Annotated in this window: 21 protein-coding genes and 1 tRNA gene; 17 read left to right on the plus strand and 5 right to left on the minus strand. The window is 53.9% G+C overall.

Going from position 1 to position 22,564, the window contains the following annotated elements; translation table 11 throughout:
• The 7 genes from WKJ04_RS01280 to tcdA are packed head-to-tail and all read left to right on the plus strand — an operon-like array spanning position 1 to position 7,545.
• On the plus strand, positions 1-2,304 hold the full coding sequence (locus WKJ04_RS01280; protein ID WP_337878763.1) for a DNA internalization-related competence protein ComEC/Rec2: 2,304 nt from the start codon (positions 1-3) through the stop codon (positions 2,302-2,304).
• Between the two features lie 42 nt (positions 2,305-2,346).
• On the plus strand, positions 2,347-4,098 hold the full coding sequence (msbA, locus tag WKJ04_RS01285) for a lipid A export permease/ATP-binding protein MsbA (RefSeq protein ID WP_337878764.1): 1,752 nt from the start codon (positions 2,347-2,349) through the stop codon (positions 4,096-4,098).
• Positions 4,095-5,093 carry a tetraacyldisaccharide 4'-kinase gene (gene lpxK, locus WKJ04_RS01290; RefSeq protein WP_337878765.1) on the plus strand — a complete coding sequence of 333 codons (999 nt, stop codon included), beginning with the start codon at positions 4,095-4,097 and terminating at the stop codon, positions 5,091-5,093. Before msbA ends, lpxK begins: the two co-directional genes overlap by 4 nt.
• 1 nt (position 5,094) lies before the next feature.
• Positions 5,095-5,292, plus strand: a complete 198-nt coding sequence (locus WKJ04_RS01295) for a Trm112 family protein (protein ID WP_337840219.1) — start codon at positions 5,095-5,097, stop codon at positions 5,290-5,292.
• The gene (gene kdsB, locus WKJ04_RS01300; RefSeq protein ID WP_337878766.1) at positions 5,280-6,038 is read left to right on the plus strand and encodes a 3-deoxy-manno-octulosonate cytidylyltransferase; all 759 of its coding nucleotides are present in this window, start codon (positions 5,280-5,282) and stop codon (positions 6,036-6,038) included. The genes WKJ04_RS01295 and kdsB overlap by 13 nt, the downstream gene beginning before the upstream one ends.
• A complete protein-coding gene (locus WKJ04_RS01305) occupies positions 6,035-6,748 on the plus strand; it encodes a TIGR01621 family pseudouridine synthase (RefSeq protein WP_337878767.1) in 714 nt (237 codons plus the stop codon). Before kdsB ends, WKJ04_RS01305 begins: the two co-directional genes overlap by 4 nt.
• The gene (tcdA, locus tag WKJ04_RS01310; protein ID WP_337878867.1) at positions 6,745-7,545 is read left to right on the plus strand and encodes a tRNA cyclic N6-threonylcarbamoyladenosine(37) synthase TcdA; all 801 of its coding nucleotides are present in this window, start codon (positions 6,745-6,747) and stop codon (positions 7,543-7,545) included. The genes WKJ04_RS01305 and tcdA overlap by 4 nt, the downstream gene beginning before the upstream one ends.
• Positions 7,546-7,576: 31 nt before the next feature.
• Here the strand turns inward: tcdA and WKJ04_RS01315 are convergent, their stop codons facing one another.
• The 3 genes from WKJ04_RS01315 to metG all read right to left on the minus strand — a co-directional run bounded on the left by WKJ04_RS01315 (position 7,577) and on the right by metG (position 11,832).
• Complete coding sequence (locus WKJ04_RS01315; protein ID WP_337878768.1) at positions 7,577-8,212, minus strand: NAD(P)H-dependent oxidoreductase; 636 nt, start codon at positions 8,210-8,212, stop codon at positions 7,577-7,579.
• 53 nt (positions 8,213-8,265) lie between these two features.
• Entirely contained in the window at positions 8,266-9,711 is a 1,446-nt protein-coding gene (locus tag WKJ04_RS01320; protein ID WP_337878769.1) for an MFS transporter, read from the minus strand.
• A 63-nt stretch (positions 9,712-9,774) separates the two neighbouring features.
• Positions 9,775-11,832, minus strand: a complete 2,058-nt coding sequence (gene metG / locus WKJ04_RS01325) for a methionine--tRNA ligase (RefSeq protein WP_337878770.1) — start codon at positions 11,830-11,832, stop codon at positions 9,775-9,777.
• Positions 11,833-11,996: 164 nt separating this feature from the next.
• On the opposite strand from metG, the gene apbC reads away from it, so the two are divergent.
• The 3 genes from apbC (at position 11,997) to WKJ04_RS01340 (ending at position 14,757) form a co-directional block, all read left to right on the plus strand.
• On the plus strand, positions 11,997-13,064 hold the full coding sequence (gene apbC, locus WKJ04_RS01330) for an iron-sulfur cluster carrier protein ApbC (RefSeq protein WP_337878771.1): 1,068 nt from the start codon (positions 11,997-11,999) through the stop codon (positions 13,062-13,064).
• 3 nt (positions 13,065-13,067) lie between these two features.
• Positions 13,068-13,658, plus strand: a complete 591-nt coding sequence (gene dcd / locus WKJ04_RS01335; protein ID WP_337840212.1) for a dCTP deaminase — start codon at positions 13,068-13,070, stop codon at positions 13,656-13,658.
• 211 nt (positions 13,659-13,869) lie between these two features.
• Complete coding sequence (locus WKJ04_RS01340; RefSeq protein ID WP_337878772.1) at positions 13,870-14,757, plus strand: DMT family transporter; 888 nt, start codon at positions 13,870-13,872, stop codon at positions 14,755-14,757.
• 31 nt (positions 14,758-14,788) lie between these two features.
• Here the strand turns inward: WKJ04_RS01340 and WKJ04_RS01345 are convergent, their stop codons facing one another.
• Positions 14,789-14,911, minus strand: a complete 123-nt coding sequence (locus WKJ04_RS01345; RefSeq protein WP_337878773.1) for a hypothetical protein — start codon at positions 14,909-14,911, stop codon at positions 14,789-14,791.
• On the opposite strand from WKJ04_RS01345, the gene WKJ04_RS01350 reads away from it, so the two are divergent.
• The 3 genes from WKJ04_RS01350 to WKJ04_RS01360 all read left to right on the plus strand — a co-directional run bounded on the left by WKJ04_RS01350 (position 14,910) and on the right by WKJ04_RS01360 (position 18,117).
• Positions 14,910-16,433, plus strand: a complete 1,524-nt coding sequence (locus tag WKJ04_RS01350; protein ID WP_337878774.1) for a DUF3300 domain-containing protein — start codon at positions 14,910-14,912, stop codon at positions 16,431-16,433. The genes WKJ04_RS01345 and WKJ04_RS01350 overlap by 2 nt on opposite strands.
• Before the next feature lie 65 nt (positions 16,434-16,498).
• The gene (gene bla, locus WKJ04_RS01355; RefSeq protein ID WP_337878775.1) at positions 16,499-17,446 is read left to right on the plus strand and encodes a class A beta-lactamase; all 948 of its coding nucleotides are present in this window, start codon (positions 16,499-16,501) and stop codon (positions 17,444-17,446) included.
• 95 nt (positions 17,447-17,541) lie between these two features.
• Positions 17,542-18,117 carry a glutathione S-transferase family protein gene (locus WKJ04_RS01360; RefSeq protein WP_337878776.1) on the plus strand — a complete coding sequence of 192 codons (576 nt, stop codon included), beginning with the start codon at positions 17,542-17,544 and terminating at the stop codon, positions 18,115-18,117.
• A gap of 65 nt (positions 18,118-18,182) precedes the next feature.
• Here the strand turns inward: WKJ04_RS01360 and WKJ04_RS01365 are convergent, their stop codons facing one another.
• A complete protein-coding gene (locus WKJ04_RS01365; protein ID WP_337878777.1) occupies positions 18,183-20,024 on the minus strand; it encodes an ABC transporter ATP-binding protein in 1,842 nt (613 codons plus the stop codon).
• Between the two features lie 329 nt (positions 20,025-20,353).
• Between WKJ04_RS01365 and WKJ04_RS01370 the strand changes: the two genes are divergently transcribed.
• The 4 genes from WKJ04_RS01370 to WKJ04_RS01385 all read left to right on the plus strand — a co-directional run bounded on the left by WKJ04_RS01370 (position 20,354) and on the right by WKJ04_RS01385 (position 22,486).
• Positions 20,354-20,986 (plus strand): hypothetical protein, encoded by a 633-nt coding sequence (locus WKJ04_RS01370; protein WP_337878778.1) that lies wholly within the window; start codon positions 20,354-20,356, stop codon positions 20,984-20,986.
• Between the two features lie 106 nt (positions 20,987-21,092).
• Positions 21,093-21,169: transfer RNA gene (locus WKJ04_RS01375), tRNA-Pro, on the plus strand.
• Positions 21,170-21,843: 674 nt separating this feature from the next.
• Positions 21,844-22,131, plus strand: coding sequence for a hypothetical protein (locus tag WKJ04_RS01380; protein ID WP_337878779.1), 288 nt, complete (start codon positions 21,844-21,846; stop codon positions 22,129-22,131).
• A gap of 4 nt (positions 22,132-22,135) precedes the next feature.
• Entirely contained in the window at positions 22,136-22,486 is a 351-nt protein-coding gene (locus WKJ04_RS01385) for a hypothetical protein (protein ID WP_337878780.1), read from the plus strand.
• Positions 22,487-22,564: the final 78 nt, after the last annotated feature.

The following is a 22,564-nucleotide window of genomic DNA, read 5'->3' on the forward strand; positions in this document are numbered from 1 at the left end:
TTGCAAAACCGGCTTCAGACGCCATACTCTGGATCTGTCCGTTTACCTTTTATTCACATGAATGCCTTTTGCTGCGGCCTGATCGCAGGCTGCCTCAGCCTGTTGTTCTGGCCGCAGATCCCGCCGTTCAACGGGGTCTGGTTATTGCTGTGCCTGCCGTTGTTGTGTTGCCTGCGTTACTGGTTTTTCGCCGGATTGTTGCTCAGTACAGTGTGTGCCCTCGGTGCTGTGCAACAGCATCAAGACCTCAGCCGGCACCTGCTGCAGGCAGCGCCTGTGTGGCTGAGCGGTCATATCAGCAGTATGGTGCAACCGGGCCGGGACTACAGCCGGCTGCAGTTTCAGCTGGAAACACCGCCTTATCAGGGCTATTCAGTACGCCTTGGCTGGAGCCAGGCACCAGAACTGTTAGGGCAGGGGCAGCGCTGGCAGCTGCAGCTGCGCTGCAAAAGGGTACGGCCGCCGGCCAATCCCGGGTCGGCTCCGGTAGAAGCCAATGCCTATGTGCTGGGTATTCTGGCCAGTTGTCAGGTCAGGCAGGCGTTGTTGCTCGAATCCGGCATGGCTCAGCGCCAGTTGCTGTACAACAGCTGGCAACAGCGTTTTGGTGACTGGCCGGGTTTTGCGCTGATCACGGCGTTGACGCTGGGCGAACGGCCCTTCAGCTCTGAGCTCTGGCTGGGGCTGCAGGCCAGTGCACTGGGCCATCTGATTTCCATCTCTGGTTTTCATATCGGCTTGTTATTTGGCTGGCTGGTGTTGCTGAGTAACTGGCTTGCACTGGTTCCGGGGGGGCAGGGCCTGCGCCGCTTTGGCCCCTGGCTGGCTTTGGCTGCGGCCTGCTATTACAGCGTGCTGGCGGGCCTGGCGATTCCCACCTTAAGGGCGGTGCTCGCTCTGGCGCTGGGGGTGTTGCTGTGGGCCCTGCGTCGACGGCTCAGCCCCAGCCAGGCCTGGCTGCGACTTTGTGGCTTGTTATTGCTGCTGCAACCCTTGTGGGTGCTGAGTCTGAGTTTTTGGCTGACGCTGACCGCAGTCGCGTTATTACTGCTGCTGGTCTGGCGTTATCCGCTGCCTCGCGGCAACTTAGCGGCCAAACTCGGGTGGGCGGTGCGTTTTCAATGCTGGATGACATTATTGATGGCGGTGCCCACCCTGCTGTTTTTTCATGGGGTGGCCCCTTTGGCTTTGGTGTCAAATCTGCTCTTTGTGCCCTGGTGCTCGTTGCTGCTGATCCCCTGGTTATTTCTGGCGGTGCTGATTGACCTGCTGGGGCCAGCGCACTGGTTATGGCACTGGCAGCTGGCCGACCTGCTGACGCAGCCGTTATTGCACTGGTTACTTTTTACCGCCAGTACCGAACATTGGTGGTTGTTACCGGCGCAGACCGTTAGTTCTGTGTTGGCGCTGCTGGTTCTGATGGTGCTGTTGTGTTTCGGCTGGCAGCGTCGCCGGGCTCTGGCGTTTGCTCTGGTGCTGCTGATGCCCGCTTTGTCGGCCGGGCGATTTGCTCAGCCCCAGACCGCGCTGCATCTGCTGGATGTGGGGCAAGGCACTGCATTGTTAGTGCAACAGGGAAGACGTGGCCTGCTGTATGACGTCGGCCCCCGTTATGGGGACTTCAGTGCCACCGAAGCTTATGTACTGCCTTACCTGCATTACCAGGGGATCCAGCAGCTGGACTATCTGGTGCTGAGCCATGCGGATGCCGACCATACAGGGAATTATCAGCAAGTGCTGCAGGCGTACCCGGACGCCGCGTTGATGGCCGATTTTCCGGCCGGTCCAGCGCAAGAGTCCTGCCTTGGGCTGCCTGCCCGCTGGGGCGAAGCCAGGCTGAACAGTTTCAGGGCAGAGCGTGACCCGGCCAGCAATGACGGGTCCTGCTGGTTGCGGCTGGACTGGTATGGCTGGAGTTTCCTGGCTACAGGCGACAGCGGCCAGGCCGTGGAGCTGCAGTACCTGGCGCAGCAGCCAGGCCGAGTCCATGTGCTGCTGCTCGGGCACCACGGCAGTAACAGTTCGTCTGGCCTTGAGTTTTTAACACAGCTGTCGCCGTTGCTGGCGCTGAACAGTGCCGGTGCTTTGAATCATTACGTCCATCCGCACCCGGCGGTTCGCGCTCGCCTCGCGTTGCTGCAAATTCCTTTAGTGGATACCGGACAGCTGGGGGCTATTGAGCTCAGATACAGTGCAGGCCAGATCGACATCTGGCCGTACCGGCAGCGCCTCTGGCCGCTGTGGCTGCGCAATTCTCCAGCAACAAATGCCTCAATGGGGATAACTGCTGAAACTGCTGAATGAACCATGTAGAATGGCCGCAGAACTCTGTGCAAGGAACGTATTTTGTCAGAAAATCAAATTGATGTGCGTGCGACCGCCCGACGTTTATTCAGTTACCTGAAGCCCTACCGTCCGGCTTTTGCGGTGGCTATTGTGGGCATGGCCGGTTATGCCGGTGTGGATATTTTGTTTATGTCGCAGTTTGGTGATTTTATTGACCGCGGCATTACCCAGAAAGACGTAAATTATCTGGCCTGGGCACCGGTATTTGTGGTGTTGATGTTTTTGCTTCGGGGCCTGTTTAACTTTGTTTCCAGCTATTGCCTGACCTGGGCTGGTACTCACATAGTCAAAGACTTGCGCCAGCAGTTGTTTGGCAAAATGATGACCTTGCCGGTTAGCTACCATGACAAACACAGCACAGGCGAGCTGATCTCCAAAATTACCTACGATGCTGAGCAAATCAAACAAACCTCCAGCAAAGCGCTGGTGGTGCTGATCCACGAAGGGGTTTTTGTACTGGGCTGTCTGGGGCTGATGTTCTGGAACAGCTGGCAGTTGTCGCTGATTTTTCTGATCATTGCCCCGCTGATCGCCGTGGTGGTGTCGCAGGTGTCTAAGCGATTCCGGCTGATCAGCTCCCGTATTCAGAACTCAATGGGCGATGTCACCAGTGCGTCAGAGCAAATGCTCAACGGCCATAAAGTGATTCGCTCCTTTGGTGCTGTAGCGCTGGAGAATCAGAAGTTTGCTCAAGTGAATAACCGCAACCGCCAGCTGGACGTGAAAATGGAAGCGGCGCGTTCGATCAGTGTGTCGCTGATCCAGCTGATTGCATCCTTTGCTCTGGCCTTTGTGATTTACCTCGCCAGTTTTCCGCAGATGCTGGATAGCCTGACGCCTGGTATTTTTGCCGAAATTCTGGCAGCCATGATGTTATTGCTCAAACCGCTGAAGCAACTGACCACAGTCAACAGCGAGTTTCAGCGTGGTATGGCGGCAGCGGCCAATGTGTTTTTGGTGCTCGATCAGCCTTCTGAACAGGACAACGGCACGGTCGAGCTGCAGCAGGCCAAAGGCTTATTGCAGGTCAACAACGTCAGCTTCAGCTACCCGGGCCACAACCGTCAGGTGCTGAGCAACATCAGTTTTACCGCTGAGCCGGGCCAGACCATTGCTTTGGTTGGCCGCTCTGGCAGTGGCAAAACCACCATTTCCAGTTTGCTGCCGCGCTTCTATGAAATTGAACAGGGCGAAATTCTGCTCGACGGGGTCAATATTCAGCACTGCACACTGAATTCGTTACGTTTACAGATGGCGACTGTGTCGCAACAGGTGGTGCTGTTTAATGACAGCATTGCCAATAATATTGCTTACGCCTACCAGGGGAACCTCAGCCGGGAAAAGCTGGAGCAGGTGGCGGAAAAAGCCCATGTGCTGGAATTTGCCAGCCAGTTGCCGGATGGCCTGGACACCATCATTGGCGAAAATGGCGTGACCTTATCTGGCGGCCAGCGTCAGCGTATTGCGATAGCGCGCGCGCTGCTGCGCGAAGCACCGCTGCTGATTTTGGATGAAGCGACCTCTGCACTGGACACGGAGTCGGAGCGCAAAATTCAGGCGGCGCTGGATGAGCTGCTCAAAGGGCGCACCAGTCTGGTGATAGCCCACCGTTTATCCACTATCGAACAGGCTGATTTAATTCTGGTGATGGACCAGGGCAAAATTGTCGAACGTGGCAGTCATCAGCAATTGCTGGCACAAAATGGCTATTACGCCCAGCTGTATAAAATGCAGTTCAGTGAGGCCGGATGAACTGGTTTGAGCGCGGCTGGTATGGTGAACATAGAGGTACTGTGTGGTTGTGGCCACTCAGCCTGTTATACCGCCTGATCAGCTGTCTGCGCCGTGTCGCCTATCAGCAGGGCTGGCTGAAAAGCCATCAGGTGGCCGTGCCTGTACTGGTGGTGGGCAATATCAGTGTGGGTGGCACAGGTAAAACGCCGATGACTTTGTATTTATGCCAGCAGTTGCAACAGGCCGGCCTGAAGGTCGGCATTGTCAGCCGCGGTTATGGGGCAAAAATCAGCTCGCCTGTGCGGGTTCTGCCAGAGCATTCACCTGCCGATGTGGGCGATGAACCTTATTTGCTGGCAAGGCGCAGCGGCTGCCCTGTGGTGGTCTGCCCGGACCGGGTGGCTGCTGCCGAGTTTTTGTTGGCGCAACAGCCGCTTGACCTGATTATTTCCGATGATGGCCTGCAGCATTACCGGCTGCAGCGCGACATCGAGCTGGTGCTGGTGGATGGCCAGCGCGGCGTGGGCAATGGCCTGCTGCTGCCAGCCGGGCCTTTGCGTGAAGCTGCAGCACGGCTGAAGACTGTTGATGCCGTGGTGATCAATAGCGCCACCGGGCCATCTCAGCTCTGCCTGCCAGCTGACTTGCCTTGTTATGCGATGCGCCTGCAGCCGGCCACCCCTGTGCCTTTGACCGCGTCAGGCGTCTGGACGGAACAGGCGGTGACTTTAGTGGCCGCTATCGGCAACCCAGAACGCTTTGCCATGACAGTGCAGGCCATGGGCATTGCGGTTAAAGCCAAAACTTTTTTCCCCGATCATTTTGCCTTTACCCCCGACAGTCTGGCTGCTGTCAGCGGCCCTGTGCTGATGACCGAAAAAGATGCGGTAAAATGCCGCACTTTTGCCAAAGCCGACTGGTTTTACCTGCCGGTGCAGGCGGAACTTGAACCTCAGAGCGGCAGCCCGGCGTTCATGCCTTGGTTGCTGCAACACCTTCAACCAAGGAGCTGATATGGCGTTAAATGTAGCGCTGCTCGACATCATTGCCTGCCCGTTGTGCAAAGGCAAACTGAAGCTGGATAAAGACAAACAGGAGCTGATCTGTGTCGCAGACCGGCTGGCGTACCCCATTCGTCAGCATATTCCGGTCTTGCTGGTCAACGAAGCCCGGCCATTGACGCTGGATGAGGCGGATGCATGGCGTTCGTAGTGGTGATCCCGGCGCGTTTTGCCTCCAGCCGGCTGCCGGGCAAACCTCTGGCCGACATTGCGGGCAAAAGCATGATTGAGCGGGTCTGGTGTCAGGCGGTACAAAGTGGGGCCGCTCAGGTGGTGATAGCGACAGACCATGAGCAAGTGGCCAGCCATTGCCGGGCTTTTGGGGCTCAGGTCTGTATGACCAAAGCGGAGCACAATTCGGGTACTGAACGGCTGGCCGAAGTGGTGCAACAGCTGGGCCTGGCGGATGGCACTGTCGTGGTCAATGTGCAGGGCGATGAGCCCTTTATTCCACCCGCTATTATTCGTCAGGTGGCGGACAATCTGGCGGGTCAGCAAAAAGCACGGATGGCCACACTGGCGGTCGCGCTGGCAGACGCCGACGAAATTGCCAATCCCAATGTGGTGAAAGTGCAGACCGACAAACACGGTTATGCACTGTATTTCAGTCGCTCTGTGATCCCTTTTGATCGTGATCAGGCCTTTGCATCGCAGCTGGCCGCGATTTATCGCCGCCATATTGGCATTTATGCTTACCGCGCTGGTTTTATTCAGCAGTATGTCAACTGGCCAGCGTCGCAGCTGGAGCAGATTGAATGCCTGGAACAGTTACGGGTGTTATGGCAGGGCGAAGCCATTCATGTGGCGACCGCAGTGGAACCACCGGCCATGGGGGTCGATACCCCAGCCGATTTGGAAAAGGCCCGTGCTTTTGCTGTGGAATTTGACCGCGCATGAGCCTTGAACTGGTGCACCACCATGCCGACTTTGTGGTGTTGAATAAACCGGCCGGCCTCAGTTTTCACAGCGAATTCGAACCAGGCCTGGTGGCGCTGGCTGAAGCGCAGCTTGGCGAGAAACTCTATGCGGTGCACCGGCTGGACAAAGGCACCAGTGGCTTGATTTTGCTGGCCCGCAGCAGCGAAGCGGCGGCGCAGTTGTCAGCTCTGTTTGCCAATGGGGCTATCGATAAATGGTACCTGGCACTGTCGGGCGGTAAACCAAAGAAAAAACAAGGTTGGGTGAAAGGCGATATGGTGCAGGCGCGTCGCTCCGCCTGGATGCTGACCACAGCGCAGTCCAACCCGGCCATCAGTTATTTTATTTCAGCCGGTTTAGCAGACGCTGGCCGCCGGGCTTATCTGGTTAAACCTTACACGGGCAAAACCCATCAGGTGCGGGTGGCGCTCAAAAGTGTTGGTGCCGCTTTGCTGGGGGATGAGCTGTACAAAGGCGGGCAGGCCGATCGCTTGTATTTACATGCCTATGCGCTGGGTTTTGACTGGCAGGGTCAACGCATGGAGCTGCTCCTCAAGCCTGACCAAGGCGATTTTTTTACCAGCCCGGCCCTGCAGCAACTGCTGGACCAGGCCTGGGCAAAACCCTGGGACCTGGGGTTTCCGTTTTTTCATCGACAGGCTGCCGCTGATGCAGCACAGACGGACTGACTATGTCTGATTATGTATTACGTTTTGCCGGTATAGGCCGGTTGTACGGCGTGAAAGCGCTGGAAAAGTTTCAGCACAGCCATGTCTGTGTGGTAGGTATTGGTGGGGTCGGCAGCTGGGCCGCTGAGGCGTTGGCGCGTTCCGGCATTGGCCAGATCACCCTGATTGATCTCGACGATATCTGCATCAGCAATACCAACCGCCAGTTGCATGCGCTGAGCGGCACTATAGGCCAGGACAAAGTAGCGGTGATGGCCGAACGTATCCGGGCTATTAACCCGGAGTGTCAGGTGCACTGTGTGGAGGATTTTGTCGCCACCGACAATATCGCCAGCCTGATGGCCGCTGGTTTTGATTATGTGGTGGATTGCATTGATTCCATTAAAGCCAAGGTAGCGCTGATAGCCCACTGCAAACGCAATAAAATCCCGTTGGTGACAGTGGGAGGCGCGGGCGGGCAGACCGATCCGACCCAAATTCAGCTGGCTGATTTAAGCCAGACCACCTACGACCCGCTGCTGGCTAAAGTACGCAATACGCTGCGGCGCGACTACAACTACAGCCGCAACCCGAAACGCCGTTTTGGCATTGATGCGGTGTATTCCACCGAGCAATTGGTGTATCCGGCCGGGGATGGCACTGTGTGTCAGACCAAACCTGAACTGGACGGCGCTCAGTCAGGTAGCATGCGGCTGGACTGCTCGGGTGGTTTTGGTGCTGTTACTGTGGTGACCGGCAGTTTTGCTTTTGTGGCTGTGTCCCGGGTGTTGCGTAAACTGGCGGACAAAGCGCAGTGACAGGGGAGGAGTGGACTCCTCCCCACGCGGATCAATCGCGGCGGATCACAAAGTCTTCCGTCGCGCGCCGTACTTTCTTCAAATTCACCAGCCAGTCGCCTTCGGCTTCGCGGTAGCCGAGCGGCAGCAACAACACGGATTTAAGACCTAATTCTGCCAGGTTCAGAATTTCATCCACTTTCTCAGGTTCAAAACCTTCCATTGGTGTGGCATCCACTTGCTGCTCGGCCGCGGCAATTAAGGCAGAGCCCAGGCCTATATAAGCCTGACGGGCCGCATGTTCAAAGTTCTGCTGTGCCGGGCGCTGCGGGTAGAAGTTCAGCAGTTTTTGCCGGTACGCTTCCCAGCCTTCGTTTTTAAAGCCGCGTTGTTCATTCACCAAATCGAACATCATATTGATACGTTCAGCGGTGTAATTGTCCCAGGCAGCAAACACCAGCAGGTGGGAGCTGTCGGTGACCTGCGATTGATCCCAGGCGACAGCGCGGATTTTTGCTTTTATTTCAGGATTCGTCACCACCAGCACCTGATAAGGTTGTAAACCGCTGGAGCTGGCGCTCAGGCGGATGGCTTCAAGAATATAATCCAGACGTTCGGCAGGTACGGCGTTGCTGGCCTGCATCTTTTTGGTGGCGTAACGCCAGTTCAATAAATCAAGGGTCGACATTGCGGATACTCCTTTGCAAGACTCCCCCCGATATAAGGCTCACGCCCTGTATTTCAAGGGCTTTTCGAATGAGGGGGCGACGACAGGTCTGTTTGTTGCGTTGTGTCGCTATCGCGCCTGTCGTCTGCTGGCTGGGTACTTAACTGTTCTGTGCAGGCTGTGCTTAGGACTGAAACCTCCTCTGCGGGCTGACTGGACAGCTCCTGATCGGCATTTGGCAAAGGCGCATCCACAGGTGCAGGGTTCAACATTTGTTGTTGTACCGTTTCTTCGTCGACCCGGGGGTCCAGCGCTGCCGCCAGTGGCGAAGACACCAAATCACCTGAGGCCATTACATAATCCTGGGTTTTTTGTTTGTCCTGCTGCTTTTGCTGGTAGTTCACCTGGGATAAGCGCAAAAACAGCAGCAAAGTGCAAAGGGCAATAAAACCATAGAGCATGCGGTAGCCCAGCAACTGCACCAGACCAGAGGCCAGCAGAGGCCCGATACTGGCACCTAAACCGAAGGTCAGCAAAATAGTGGCCGACAACGCAACCCGCTGGTCCTGCTCCACATTCTGATTCGCCAGTGCGGTGCCGAGCGGGTACAAGGTGAAGGCGAAAATGCCATAGGCAAACGTAAATACCAGCTGCAACCAGCCGGATAAAGGCAGCAGCGCGATACAAAGTGCAATGGAGCCGAGGATCACGGTGTTGGTGCGGATCAGGCGGCTGCGGCGCACCCGGTCAGACAGTTTCCCCATAGGCCACTGCGCCAGCAAACCCGCCACTATGGTGCAGCTCATATAAAGCGCAACCTGATGGGTGTCGCCGCCCTGACTGGCCACGTAAGCCGGCGCCAGACCATAAAAACTGCCGGCAATCACCCCGGCCATGGCGACAGTGGTCAGGCTTTGTGGTACCTGTTGCCAGAACACCCGGATTTTCAGCGGCGCCGGTTGCAGTGGCGCCGGGTGAATACGGCGGGTCAGTGCCAATGGCACCAGACAGAGTGCAAAGCACATACCGACGATCAGCAGGGGTTTTAAATCCAGTTCCGGGCTGATACTGATGGCTGCCTGACCGAGCATCAAACCCAGGTAGGACACAATCATATAGCTGGCAAACACTGTGCCCCGGTTTTTACTGTCGGCCTGTTCATTCAGCCAGCTTTCCAGCACCATATACATACACATCATGCCGGTGCCCACCACTAAACGCAGCACCAGCCAGACGGCTAAATCATCAATCAGTGCATGACCTAAGGCCGATGCGCTGGTCACCCCGGCGCTGGCCACAAAGGTACGGATATGGCCCACCTGGGCAATTAAGCGGTGACCGACTTTGGAGCCGCCCACCAGGCCCAGATAATAAGCTGACATCATGCCACCTATCCAGATTTGAGCCACCTGATCGGCCGCCAGCCGCAGACCGAGGTAGGTCGTCAGCACACCGCTGGCCAGCAGAGCCAGTAACGTAGCGGAATAAAGGGATGAAAATGACCGTAACGATGTCGACATAACAAGTCCTGTTGCAACGACCTGAAAAAAGGGGCGGTAAACCGCCCATTTCTTTAATTAGCGCTATTTTACCCGCATGCCTGGTGTCGCGCCTGAATCCGGCGTCAGCAGGAAAATCTCTGAACCACCTGGGCCTGCCGCCATCACCATGCCTTCGGACAAGCCAAACCGCATTTTACGGGGGGCCAGATTTGCCACCATCACCGTCAGACGACCAACCAATTGCTCAGGCTGATAGGCCGATTTAATACCGGCAAATACCTGGCGTTGCTCATTGCCTAAATCCAGTTGCAGTTTCACCAGTTTATCGGCACCTTCGACATGTTCCGCACTGACAATACGGGCGACACGTAAATCCAGTTTAGCGAAGTCATCAATGCTGATGGTGTCGCCAATAGGCTCAATGTCGCCGCCCGCTGCCGCCATGGGAGCCGCAGCTGTTTCCGCTTTGGCCGCTGGCGCCGGCGTGGTAACAGGCTGCAGGTTTTCTTTGCTGGCGTCCACCATAGCTTCCACTTTGCTCATGTCCACCCGCTGCATCAGTGCTTTGAAAGGATTCACCGCATGTGCTGTCAGTGGCTGCTGGTAACTGTCCCAGCTGAGTGGGCTGTTTAAGAAGGCTTCCACTTCGGCGGCCATAGCCGGCAACACAGGTTTTAAGTAATGCATCAGTACACGGAACAGGTTAATGCCCATGGAGCAGACCAAATGAGCTTCCTGCAGTGTGGCTTCGTTTTTTGCCAGTACCCAAGGCGCCTTGGCGTCTATGTACTGATTGGCCTTGTCGGCCAGCGCCATAATGTCGCGGATGGCGCGGGCAAATTCGCGTTTTTCAAAGCTGTCGGCAATGCTGTCACCGGCGGCGGCAAACTCAGCATACAATGCTGGCTCAGCGACAACGGCACTTAACTGGCCATCAAACTTTTTGCTGATAAAGCTGGCGCAGCGGCTGGCAATATTGACCACTTTACCGACCAGATCCGAGTTTACTTTCTGGGCGAAATCGTCCAGGTTCAGGTCCAGGTCGGTAATGCCACTGGTCAGTTTGGACGCAAAGTAATAGCGCAGGTATTCCGGGTTTAAATGCTCCAGGTAAGTGCGGGCCTTGATAAAGGTGCCACGTGACTTGGACATTTTGGCGCCGTTGACGGTGACAAAACCGTGGGCAAATACGCTGGTTGGTTTGCGGTAACCGGCACCGTGCAGCATGGCGGGCCAGAACAGGCTGTGGAAATAGATAATGTCTTTGCCAATAAAGTGGTACACCTCAGCCTCAGAGTCTTTGGCCCAGAACTGGTTGAAGTCGACACCGGTCTTGTCGCAGTAATTCTTAAAGCTGGCCAGATAGCCAATAGGGGCGTCCAGCCAGACATAAAAAAACTTGCCCGGTGCGCCCGGAATTTCAAAGCCAAAATAAGGGGCGTCGCGGCTGATGTCCCACTGCTGCAGGCCTTCCTTAAACCACTCCTGCAGTTTATTGGCCATTTCGTCCTGCAAGGAACCGCTGCGGGTCCAGTCTTGCAGTAGTTGCTCAAAAGCCGGCAGGTCGAAGAAGTAATGCTCTGAATCTTTCAGCACCGGCGTGGCGCCTGACACCACAGAGCGGGCGTTTTTCAGCTCAGTCGGGCTGTAAGTGGCGCCACACACATCACAGCTGTCACCATTCTGATCCACAGCACCACATTTAGGGCAGTCGCCTTTGACAAAACGGTCCGGCAGGAACATCTGTTTCTCCGGGTCGAACAGCTGGCTGATGGTATGGCGTTTGATATAACCGCCTGCGTCCAGTTTCTGATAAATTTCGCTGGCAAAAGCGCGGTTTTCGTCGCTGTGGGTGCTGTGGTAGTTATCAAAACCAATTAAAAACTCTGCAAAATCCGCTTTGTGCTCAATGGCGGTCTGCGCAATCATCTGTTCTGGCGTCATGCCCAGTTGCTGAGCTTTCAGCATAATGGGGGTGCCGTGGGCATCGTCGGCACAGACGTAATAACAGTGGTGACCACGGGCTTTCTGAAAACGGGACCAGATGTCGGTCTGAATGTATTCCAGCATATGGCCTAAGTGAATTGGACCGTTGGCATAAGGAAGAGCGCTGGTGATCAGAATTTTGCGTGCTGTCATCGATAACCCTTAGAGCGTGTTGACGTTTCGAGATTAAAATGGTTCGCCATGGCGGCGCTTTGAGCGCGAAACGAAGACATAGAGAGACCAGAAAAAATTGTTGCGCTAATGATACAATAGCGCGCATGAAAGCGCATCCGTTTCCCCCGTATCAAGGACAGTCTATGTGGTTTGACTGGTTATCCCGCAGCAAGAACCAGGTTCCCGCTGCCATTGCACAAGGTCTCGCCGGTTTTCAGCCCTCCGAAATGCCATTGCCGCTGGACCAGCTGGTGCAGCAACTGCACTGGCATGAAAAACAGCAACGGCTGACTCTGACCTTGCCTTTCGCCTGGCAAAGCCTGGCGGCTGAGTTATTGCCTGAACTGCAAAAACATCAGCCAGAGCTGCAATTAGAACTCAAGTACCAGAACCCGCTGCCTCCGCTGTTTAAAGGCATTAAACAGGTAATTCTGGTGGCGTCCGGCAAAGGCGGGGTGGGCAAATCCACCACAGCTGTCAATGTCGCTGTGGCCATGGCACAGGAGGGGGCCAAAGTCGGTTTGCTCGATGCGGATATTTACGGCCCCTCCATTCCGTTGATGCTGGGGTTGCAAGGGCAAAAAGCCGAATCAGCCGATGAAAAACAGCTGTTGCCGAAACAGGCGGCCGGAATCACGGTGCAGTCCATTGGTTTTCTGGTGGAGCCGGATTCTGCCACCGTGTGGCGGGGCCCAATGGCCAGTCAGGCACTGTTGCAGCTACTGAATGAAACTGACTGGGGCGAGCTGGATTACCTGGTGGTCGATATGCCGCCGGGTACGGGCGATATTCAGCTGACGCTGTCACAAAAAATGCCACTGTCGGGTGCTGTGATTGTGACCACACCTCAGGATGTGGCGCTGGCCGATGCACAAAAAGCAGTGGCGATGTTTAATTCAGTGCGGGTGCCTGTGCTGGGGCTGGTGGAAAATATGAGTTACTACCAGTGCAAAAGCTGCGGTGCTGTCGATGATATTTTTGGCAGTCAGGGCGGGCTTGAACTGGCGCAGCGGTATCAGCTGCCTGTGCTTGGCCAGCTGCCGCTCGATACCCAAATCCGCCAGTCTGGCGACGCCGGTGTTCCGTTGGTGCATCAGGCAGGTTCCGGCACTGAACATTACAAGCAGATAGCGAGACAACTGATTTTTGCTTTATATTGGCGCTCGCTGCAACAAGGTGCTGCGCCCGAGATTATTTTTACGGATGATTAACTGATGAGACTTTGTGACCGCGATATTGAAGCCTATTTAAACGAAGGCAAAATTCAGATTACGCCAAAACCGACACCCGACATGATTAGCGGCGTCAGCGTGGATATCCGTCTGGGCCATTCGTTCCGGACTTTCCGGCCTTACGCAGCTCCTTTTATTGATTTAAGTGGCCCACGGGAAGAAGTGGAGCAGGCACTGAATTCGGTAATGAGTGATGAAATTCTGCTGTCGGACGACGAGGCTTTTTTTCTGCATCCAGGGGAGCTGGCGCTGGCGGTGACGCTGGAATCTGTGACTTTGCCTGCCAATATAGTCGGCTGGCTGGATGGCCGTTCTTCACTGGCGCGGTTGGGGCTAATGGTGCACGTGACCGCGCACCGCATCGATCCGGGCTGGTCCGGCAATATAGTGCTGGAGTTTTACAACAGCGGCCGTTTGCCGCTGGCGCTGCGGCCTAACATGAAAATTGGGGCGCTGAATTTTGAGCTGATGACAGGCGAAGCCGCACGGCCCTATAACAAACGTGTGGACGCCAAATACCAGCAACAGACCAATGCCGTCGCGAGCCGCATAGGCCAGGACGAAAAAGGCTGAGTGTAGTCCGCGCTTAAAATGAAAAAGCCCGAACCAAAGTGGTCCGGGCTGAAGCAATAAAGCAAAAATGAAGCGGGGTAATTATGCAACAGGGCTGCATAGAACATCAAGCCGGCTTCTGTAAATTTTTCAGTTTTTTTGCATAGTTATTTAAAGGTAACCAAAGCAGAACCAGGTCTGTGCACTGGTTTTGGCAAAGCGCAGGAAGTTTATGCAACTCAGTAGTTTGCTCCGTTTATTCAGTCTGGCCGCCATTTGGGGCTCTTCTTTTTTATTTATGCGTATCGCAGTGGAGTCGCTGGGGCCCGCGGCTTTAATGACGGGACGGGTGCTGTTTGCCGCACTCTTTCTGGCACTGATGGGGGTACTGCTGAAACAGGCTTTGCATTGGCGGGAGCACTGGAAACATTATTTTGTGTTGGGGTTCTTTAATTCCGCCTTACCGTTTTTGCTCTTTGCAATCGCCGCGCAAACCCTGACGGCCTCGGTGCTGTCGGTGCTCAATGCCACAGCGCCGATTTGGGGTGCTTTGATTGGCATCCTCTGGTTCCGACAAAAAGTCAGCTGGACTGTGTTGCTGGGGTTGGTGCTTGGGATCAGTGGTGTGGCCATTCTGGTCGGTTTTGACCCTGTATTGTTAAAACCTGGTGCACTGCTGGCGGTTGTGGCCGCGGCCGCGGCGGCTTTTTGTTACGGTATTGCTACCCATTACACCAAAAATGCGAAAAAAGTACCGGCTTTTGCCAATGCCCATGGGTCCATGTGGGCATCCAGTCTGATGCTGGCCCCGGTGATTTGGGCCTATCCCGTTCAGGGCGAGCTGAGTCTGGGGGTCGCCGCTGCCGTATTAGCGCTTGGGGTGCTGTGCAGCGGGGTGGCCTATCTGCTGTTTTTCCGGCTGGTCGAAGAGGAAGGCGCTACATCCGCGCTGACAGTAACTTTTTTAATACCGGTCTTTGGTGTGTTTTGGGGTCATCTGTTTCTGGCGGAACAGGTGGGCTGGCACACCATTTTGGGTGTACTGACGGTGATTTTCGGCACCGCCTTAGTGACAGGTTTTAAACCTTCAGTGTTTCAAAGAGTCAAAATGCTCAACTAAGGGTGTATGCAGACTTTTGTTCAGAAACCGTTCACACGGGGTTTGCTATACCTGAATCAAACTGGTCATTGATGTAAAAACTGAACAGTGTGGCCCGGCAGACCACTGTATTTGCCGATTGATGCTGCAGTCGCAGCAGGAGTACAAACGCCATGAAACCCCTGATCCCTTACCTTTCTGTTGGTGTGCTGTTATGTAGTCCGGTGGTACTGATAAGCCCGGCGCTGGCGCAACAGACGGCGAGTGCCGGCAGCATAGTACAGCAATTTAATCAGGGGCAACTGGATGCGATGCTGGCGCCCATTGCATTGTACCCCGACACCGTGTTGTCCCATGTGTTGATTGCCTCCACCTATCCGCTGGAAGTGATCAAAGCCCATCGCTGGGCGCAAGAGCATCCCAATCTGACTGGCGAAGATGCTGTGAATGCCGTAGAGGCGCAAGACTGGGATCCCAGCGTGAAGGCGCTGGTCGCTTTTCCTGAACTGCTGGCACGGATGAGCGATGACATTGACTGGACCCAGCGCCTCGGTGACGCCTTTCTGACCCAGGAAGCGCAGGTCATGGCAAGCATTCAGACGTTGCGCAGCAAAGCCTATGAGTCAGGCCACCTGGCCAGACAAGAACAGGTCAAAGTGATCCGCGAAGAGAAGACCATAATTATTGAGCCGGCGTCTCCCAAGGTTGTTTATGTGCCGTATTATGACCCTTTAATCGTTTATGGCCCCTGGTGGTGGCGTAGTTACGATCCCTTCTGTTTTGAACGGCCACGAGGTTACGTTGTCAGCAGCGGTTTTTATTGGGGGGTGGGCATCCGCCTGGCGCCACGTTTTTATTTCAGCACCTTTCACTGGCCGCGCCGGCAGATAGTGGTGATCGATCACCATTACCATTGGAACAGCCCGCGTTATTACGCCAGCCACCAGATAGTGCACCACAAAAAATCACAGCATTGGCGCCACGACCCGCACCATCGCAGGGGCGTCAGTTACCAGGCTGGCTACCAGCCGACCCGTGAGTTCAGCGCCAATCGCAGTTACCGTGATCAGCAGCAACAACGGGACTGGGCAAACCGCACCCGGGAAGAGCGGGGCATAGAACAGAAACATCACTCTGTGCAGCAGAAAGAGCAGCGTTTTGCGGAGAAAGAACGTCAGTTTGAACGGAACAAAACCGGGGATGCGCTGGTGCAGCGCAGCAAAACTGAACCTGATCGGCAGCGGGTTGAACCCATGGGACGACGCATCGATAACGAAGCCCAGCGGCGTGAAGCCTTGAGGCAGGACAGGCCACAACTGGACAGCAATCGTTTGCAGAACCGTGAATACACGCCGCAGAGAATGGCTCCGGATCAGACCCGGGTGCGTGAACAACTGCAGCAGGATGGCAACAGGGAGCGGAACTGGTCACAGCCTCAGCGAACCCTGGAGCAGCCACGTGCGTTGACTGAGCGGCAGGACAGAGTGTATCAGCCGCAGCCTTCGGTTCAGCGGGAGCAGTCTGTGCCCCGTTATCAGCCAGAACTGCGCAGCAGGCCTGAACCTCAACAAAACCGCAGTTTTGAACGTCAGGCTACACCACGTTTCGAGGCTCCTAAAATGCAGAACGTGCCACGTGAGCGTCCGCATACTGCGCGGGAACAAGGCCGGGATCAGCAGCCGCGGGACCTGAACTAGACCGCAATGCTCAGTCCGTCAATCCCGGTGAACACACCGGGATTTTTTTGTAACAAGGAGTGCAGATGTCAGTGCTGAACAGAGTATGTAGGCCGTTTTGGGGAACTGTTGTCTGGTTGTTGGTGATCTGGCCGGCTGCGGCAGACACCTTACAACAACGGATTGAGCAACTGACGCGATCGCACAAAGCGACAGTGGGCGTCTCTGTGGTGGACCCCTGGGGTTATCCGGTGGTGGAGCTTAACGGCTCTACCCAGTTTCCACTGCAAAGTGTGTTTAAGTTTTATCAGGCACTGTATGTGCTGCATCTGGTGCAGCAGAACCAACTTTCCTTGCAACAGCCGATCCGGATTGAACGCAAGAGCCTGCTGCAAAACAGCTGGAGTCCGATGCTGAAACAGCATAAAGAGGACAACTTCAGCCTGACACTGGCCGAGTTGCTGCGTTATGCCGTGCGTGACAGCGATAACAATGCCTGTGATGTATTGTTTGATTTAACTGGCGGGCCAGCGCAACTGGAACTTTATTTGCGCCAGTTGGGGATTCAGGAATTACAAATTCGTGCCACAGAGCGGCAAATGCACAGTGGCTGGTCGGTGCAATTTGAAAACTGGAGCAGTGTCGGGGCCGCCAGCCGCATATTGCAGCGTTTTCTGTCTGGTCAGCTGTTGAATGCCCAATTGCAGCGTCAGCTTTGGCTGTGGATGAGCCACAGCAGCACTGGGCAAAACAGGCTGCGTGGCCAGTTGCCAAAAACCGCTATTGTGGCGCATAAAACCGGCACCTCTGGCATTCAGGCGCAAATCCGGGCTGCAGTGAATGATACGGGGGTCATACTGCTGCCGGATGGCCGGGCTGTACTGGTTACGGTTTTTATTACGGCGTCGCGTGAAAGCCTGGATAAAGACGAAGCACTGATGGCTGCTATAGGCCGTGAGGTCTGGGATTTTTACCTGCAGCCGCCCCGTTATCAGGGGCTGACCGAATTGGTGGATGCGGACGTACCCAAATAAGCCGGAGCTTCAGAATTCAGCGTCTGTGAGACTCGCTTCTTGCTGTTGCTTGGGTATACACTGCGGTCAAATCAGATGTAATTCAGGAGTTTGGTATGCAGTTATTTGGTTCTGTAGCATCCCCTTATGTACGACGCTTGCGTTTATTGCTGGCCGGTCAGCCTTATGAATTTGTCGCCCTGAATATATTTGAATCGGCAGGGCGGGCGACTCTGGTGGCACACAACCCGGCGCGCAAAGTGCCGGTGCTGGTGGATGGCGGGCAACATGTGTTCGACTCCAATGTGATTTATCGTTATCTGGCGCAAAAGCTGACATTGCCAGCCTTAAGCTGGCCGGAAGAAAATACCCTGACCCTGATTAATGCCGTCAATGATTCATTGGTGGAGCTGTTGTTGTGTCAGCGCTCCGGCCTGGATACCGGCGAAGACAAACTGTTTTTTAACCTGCAGCATGAGCGGATTGAAGCTTGTCTGGATGCATTAAACGAGCAGGTGAAGCAGGGCGGTTTTGCCCGCTGGGATTATCTGGCGATGAGTTTGTTTGCACTGGTGGACTGGCTGGAGTTTCGTAAACTGGCAGACCTGAAACCTTATGCAGCCCTGCGTCAGTTTGTACAGCAGAATCAGCAGCAACCCGCTGTAGCAGAAACGGATCCGCGTTTAAGTTGAATCTGACTCAAAATTGAAAAAAAAGGCCGGGTAACCGGCCTTTTTTCTGTACTGAGTGTGGCACTTTAATCGACACCGATAAAACCACCGGTCTGGTGAGCCCAGAGCTGAGCATAAATGCCACCGGCCGCGATCAGTTGCTGGTGAGTGCCCTGTTCGACAATCTTGCCTTTGTCCAGCACCACCAGCCTGTCCATCGCAGCAATGGTGGACAGGCGGTGAGCGATAGCAATCACAGTTTTGCCAACCATCAGCTGATTCAGACTGTGCTGAATGGCGGCTTCCACTTCGGAATCCAGTGCTGAGGTGGCTTCGTCCAGGATCAGGATAGGTGCGTTTTTCAGCAGCACCCGCGCTATGGCAATACGCTGGCGCTGACCTCCGGATAACTTGACGCCACGTTCACCCACTTGCGCATCAAAACCTGTATTACCGTTGGGGTCGGTCAGCTCGTTGATAAACACATCCGCCTCCGCCAGCCGGGCCGCGTCCAGCATTTCCTGTTCGGTGGCGTCCGGACGGCCATACAGAATATTTTCCCGCACACTGCGATGTAACAGGGAGGTATCCTGAGTCACCATGGCAATGTGCGCGCGCAGGCTTTCTTGTTGCACCTCACGGATGTTCTGACCGTCAATGCGGATTTCCCCGCTGTCAGCGTCATAAAAGCGCAGCAGCAGATTGACCAGGGTGGATTTACCGGCACCGGAGCGACCCACCAGACCGACTTTTTCACCTGGCTTGATCGATAAGTTCAGCTGATTAATCACCGGGCCCTGCTCGTTGACGGCTTTACCGTAATTAAAGCTCAGACCTGAAAATTCAATCTGTCCCTGGGGTACCGACAGTGCAGGGGCGTCCGCTTTATCAACAATTTGTTGTGGTTTGGCCAGGCTGCTGATGCCGTCGGCCACAGTGCCGATGTTTTCAAACAAAGCGCTGACTTCCCACATGATCCACTGCGACATGCCGCTTAACCTTAAAGACAGGGTGACCGCGATAGCAATAGCGCCAACACTGATCGCATTCGCGGACCATAACCAGATGGCCAGCGTGGCAATGGCAAACACCAGCAGGTAGTTGATGCTTTGCACCCAGACATTCAGCCAGGTGGCGAGGCGCATCTGGCGATACACCGGCTTTAAAAATAACTCCATACTCTGCCGGGCATAGGCGGATTCCCGGTCGGTATGGGAAAACAGTTTAATGGTGCTGATATTGGTGTAGCTGTCGACAATACGGCCCGTCATTTCTGAGCGGGCGTCAGCCTGTTGGGTGGAAACCTGTTTAAGACGCGGCACAAAATAGCATTGCAGTGCAATATACAACACCAGCCAGACCAGCATAGGCAACACCAGGCGCCAGTCCGCCTCAGCAATCAGGTACAGCATGGACCCGAAATAGACCAGCACATACACCATCACGTCCAGCAGCTTCACGGCGGTTTCCCGCACGGCCAGTGCGGTTTGCATCACTTTGGTGGCGATACGGCCGGCAAATTCATCCTGATAAAAACCGAAACTCTGTTTCAGCAGGTAACGGTGCGCCAGCCAGCGGATTGACATTGGGTAGTTACCCAGAATGGTCTGGTGGATCATGGCGGAATGCAAAAACACCAGCACAGGCAAAACCACCACCAACATCAGTCCCATGCTGATCAGTGTGCTTTGCTCTTCCTGCCAGAAGGTGTCCGGATTTTTTGTCACCAGCCAGTCCACCAACTGGCCCATATAACCAAATAAAGACACTTCCAGTGCCGCCAGCAGGGCAGTGAGCACCGACATGACCAACAACGGAATTACCATGCCTTTGCTGTAGTGGCGGCAGAATGCATAGAGACCTTTGGGGGGTTGAGTCGGTTCTTCGGCAGGAAAAGCCTGAGTCAGGCGTTCAAAAAAATTCAGCATACAGATCCTCAAAGTGCTGAGCGGCAAGCGCGCCATTTTACGATATTCGGCCGCTTCTGGGGCCGCTAATTTGACAACACAGAGTTTTTCTGCGGTAAAACGAAAAAACACTCACGCATCCTTTCTGGTGTGAATCGATTCTTTGAAAGAAATGAAACCCAACTTTCGGCTAAATCTCAGTTGGTTAGCTGGTTTATCTGAGCGAGTGAGGCAGAAAAATGAAAAATTCACCCTTAAAACAGCCGCTTGGCTTGCTTGCAGTTAAGCCCACGCTTCCTAAACTTGCAGAAGGTTGACACAAAACAGACCTGTAGCAGCAGAGGTGGACTGTGATTGATGACAGAGAAATTGAATGGCAATTGACTGAAGCGCAAATTCAGGCCAATGCCGTGTTGATGTGCTATCGGCAGGTAAAGGAACAAGTGGAGCAATGTGAGGACTATGCCGAAGACGTCAGCGACCAGCACAGATTGTGTGATGACCTCTATCAGTCGATCCACAGCTTGCTGTGGCACCATCACCAGTTGTCCAGAGTGTTCTGGCCAGCTAAATGTTGTGGTGAACCTGGCCTGGAATTATGCCATAAAGCCATGGCCCTCAGAGCCGAACTTAATTTACCGGACTTGCAGCACCCGCTGCGCAATGAAACCTTGTGGCGGCATGGTGCTGAACTTTATCGGGTGGTGCATGAGCAAACGGATCCCAGATATCAGATGCATCATGTTGCCAGTGAAAACAAGGTGATCACCTGGATGGACAATGATGCCATGTTTTGCCTTTATGAGCCGGCTACTGAACGTTTTATGCTGCATGGCGATGAGTTTTTTCTGGTCAGCCTCTGTGAGCTTGCCAGTGAGCTGCACCTGATGATCCAGCAGCGGCTGGAGCACCTGCGCCGGTTCTCTGTGCATTCTTCGCATCAGCATTCTTCCGCTACGCCGGGCTGGGGTCACAGGGCCTGACTGTGTCAGGCGTTTGCCCGGCAGAGGCCTCAGCTGGGCAAAAAAGACGCAGTCAGCATTTTGCCCGTTGCATTTACCTCTTAATTCATTATGATGTGTGCCACGTCGGTACGTAGCGCAGCTTGGTAGCGCACTGTCATGGGGTGTCAGGGGTCGTGGGTTCAAATCCCGCCGTACCGACCATTTAAATGCCTGAATCCTATAAGTAATTCTCCACTTCAAGCCATTCATCTAATTTTTCTGTACCAAATCAGTACCAATATACAGTTACTCATTCGAAAGGCGATTTGGACCTTTGACACTATCTTAGCTGTGTGTAGTCCACTGACCCATTTAACTATGCGCTCCGATATTCATTGATGGACTTCTTTTAGGTAAACTTTTCAAAAAGCAAATTTTCTACTTTGAGTGCTCGTGCAATTTTTTGCTTGGTCGTTGGTCAAACTTGTCCAGAATTGTGGGCTTTATCGGTTGCTCGATACTTTTACATTTTTTGTTGAAACCTTTAAAAGGTTTGGTTTAGCGCCGATATATACGGAAAGTAAGGCTGAAAGTTGCAGCGACAGTAGTTGCCAGAAGTTGCAAGATGCGGCCTGACAGCAAGGATAAGTCATCGTAGAGCTGGAAGTTTAACGGTGTCCTACAATTAGTATTGCAGGACACATTTTAAGAAACTTCAGTCGTAAAAACAGTTGAAGTTTTAGCAACAGCTAAGTTAAGTTGAGTGTAACAGTAAGTGAACTTGTGGTTCGGTTGACTTTAGGTTTGGTTTAAGTAGCGCAATAGTGTTGTGCTGGAGTTGGGGATTAGTATAATTCGCCCCCAATTTCTTAATGGATTGTAATGGGGTTTTGTTAATGGCTGTTTTTTTTCTTGTGTTGAAAGATGACCAGCAATCTCAAGCTGACTTTGATAAGTTACGGACCAGATTAATTGAGAAATTTGGAGTTGAGAATTTGTATTCAATCTCACCTTCACAGCACTTAATGGCGCATAACGAATTATTTATGCCTCAACAAATAGCCGATTTTATTGGTGAAGACTTTTCAAAAGGAAGTAATGGTCCATATCTTTTGGTGCCTGTAAGTGCTTATTGGGGGTATCACGATAACGCGCTTTGGTCTTGGCTTGCTGGAAAGGTTTGAGTTTATGAGTCAGTATAACACCGCGCCAGGATCGCAGACACAAGGTGGCGATCAGACAATAAAGCAGGTTGCACAATGGATGCAAAAGCAGCAGAACAGAATAGATGAGGAGTTAAAAGAAGCTACAAGTAAACTTGTGGCTCTTGATAAAACAACTGCTTTGACAGACCAAAAAGTAAGTGAAATCAGTACAAGCCTTACATCATTCAAACAAGATACAAAGACTGATTTAAAAGAGCTTAGAGATTCCATAAGCAGCCTGAAAACGACAATCGCTTGGGCTGGTGGCGCAGTTGCTATGCTGGGGTTTGTGATCGGTCTTGCAATAGCTTTGCTGCGATTTATTCCAAAATGAAGATTAAACATAAATAAAACCCTACACTGACCGGGTTTTTTATTCCCCAAACAACCGCCCTCTGGCGGTTTTTTCGTT

This window comes from Rheinheimera sp. (assembly GCF_037442345.1).
Taxonomy (GTDB): domain Bacteria; phylum Pseudomonadota; class Gammaproteobacteria; order Enterobacterales; family Alteromonadaceae; genus Pararheinheimera.

Excerpts from the sequence above, each read along its gene's own strand:
- WKJ04_RS01320 (WP_337878769.1), bottom strand. The coding sequence starts at position 9,711 with ATGTCGACATCGTTACGGTCATTTTCATCCCTTTATTCCGCTACGTTA.
- dcd (WP_337840212.1), top strand. The coding sequence starts at position 13,068 with ATGAGACTTTGTGACCGCGATATTGAAGCCTATTTAAACGAAGGCAAA.
- WKJ04_RS01360 (WP_337878776.1), top strand. The coding sequence starts at position 17,542 with ATGCAGTTATTTGGTTCTGTAGCATCCCCTTATGTACGACGCTTGCGT.
- WKJ04_RS01350 (WP_337878774.1), top strand. The coding sequence starts at position 14,910 with ATGAAACCCCTGATCCCTTACCTTTCTGTTGGTGTGCTGTTATGTAGT.
- WKJ04_RS01295 (WP_337840219.1), top strand. The coding sequence starts at position 5,095 with ATGGCGTTAAATGTAGCGCTGCTCGACATCATTGCCTGCCCGTTGTGC.
- WKJ04_RS01345 (WP_337878773.1), bottom strand. The coding sequence starts at position 14,911 with ATGGCGTTTGTACTCCTGCTGCGACTGCAGCATCAATCGGCAAATACA.
- WKJ04_RS01380 (WP_337878779.1), top strand. The coding sequence starts at position 21,844 with ATGGCTGTTTTTTTTCTTGTGTTGAAAGATGACCAGCAATCTCAAGCT.
- WKJ04_RS01340 (WP_337878772.1), top strand. The coding sequence starts at position 13,870 with ATGCAACTCAGTAGTTTGCTCCGTTTATTCAGTCTGGCCGCCATTTGG.
- WKJ04_RS01305 (WP_337878767.1), top strand. The coding sequence starts at position 6,035 with ATGAGCCTTGAACTGGTGCACCACCATGCCGACTTTGTGGTGTTGAAT.
- lpxK (WP_337878765.1), top strand. The coding sequence starts at position 4,095 with ATGAACTGGTTTGAGCGCGGCTGGTATGGTGAACATAGAGGTACTGTG.
- apbC (WP_337878771.1), top strand. The coding sequence starts at position 11,997 with ATGTGGTTTGACTGGTTATCCCGCAGCAAGAACCAGGTTCCCGCTGCC.
- kdsB (WP_337878766.1), top strand. The coding sequence starts at position 5,280 with ATGGCGTTCGTAGTGGTGATCCCGGCGCGTTTTGCCTCCAGCCGGCTG.
- WKJ04_RS01315 (WP_337878768.1), bottom strand. The coding sequence starts at position 8,212 with ATGTCGACCCTTGATTTATTGAACTGGCGTTACGCCACCAAAAAGATG.
- metG (WP_337878770.1), bottom strand. The coding sequence starts at position 11,832 with ATGACAGCACGCAAAATTCTGATCACCAGCGCTCTTCCTTATGCCAAC.
- WKJ04_RS01365 (WP_337878777.1), bottom strand. The coding sequence starts at position 20,024 with ATGCTGAATTTTTTTGAACGCCTGACTCAGGCTTTTCCTGCCGAAGAA.
- WKJ04_RS01385 (WP_337878780.1), top strand. The coding sequence starts at position 22,136 with ATGAGTCAGTATAACACCGCGCCAGGATCGCAGACACAAGGTGGCGAT.
- bla (WP_337878775.1), top strand. The coding sequence starts at position 16,499 with ATGTCAGTGCTGAACAGAGTATGTAGGCCGTTTTGGGGAACTGTTGTC.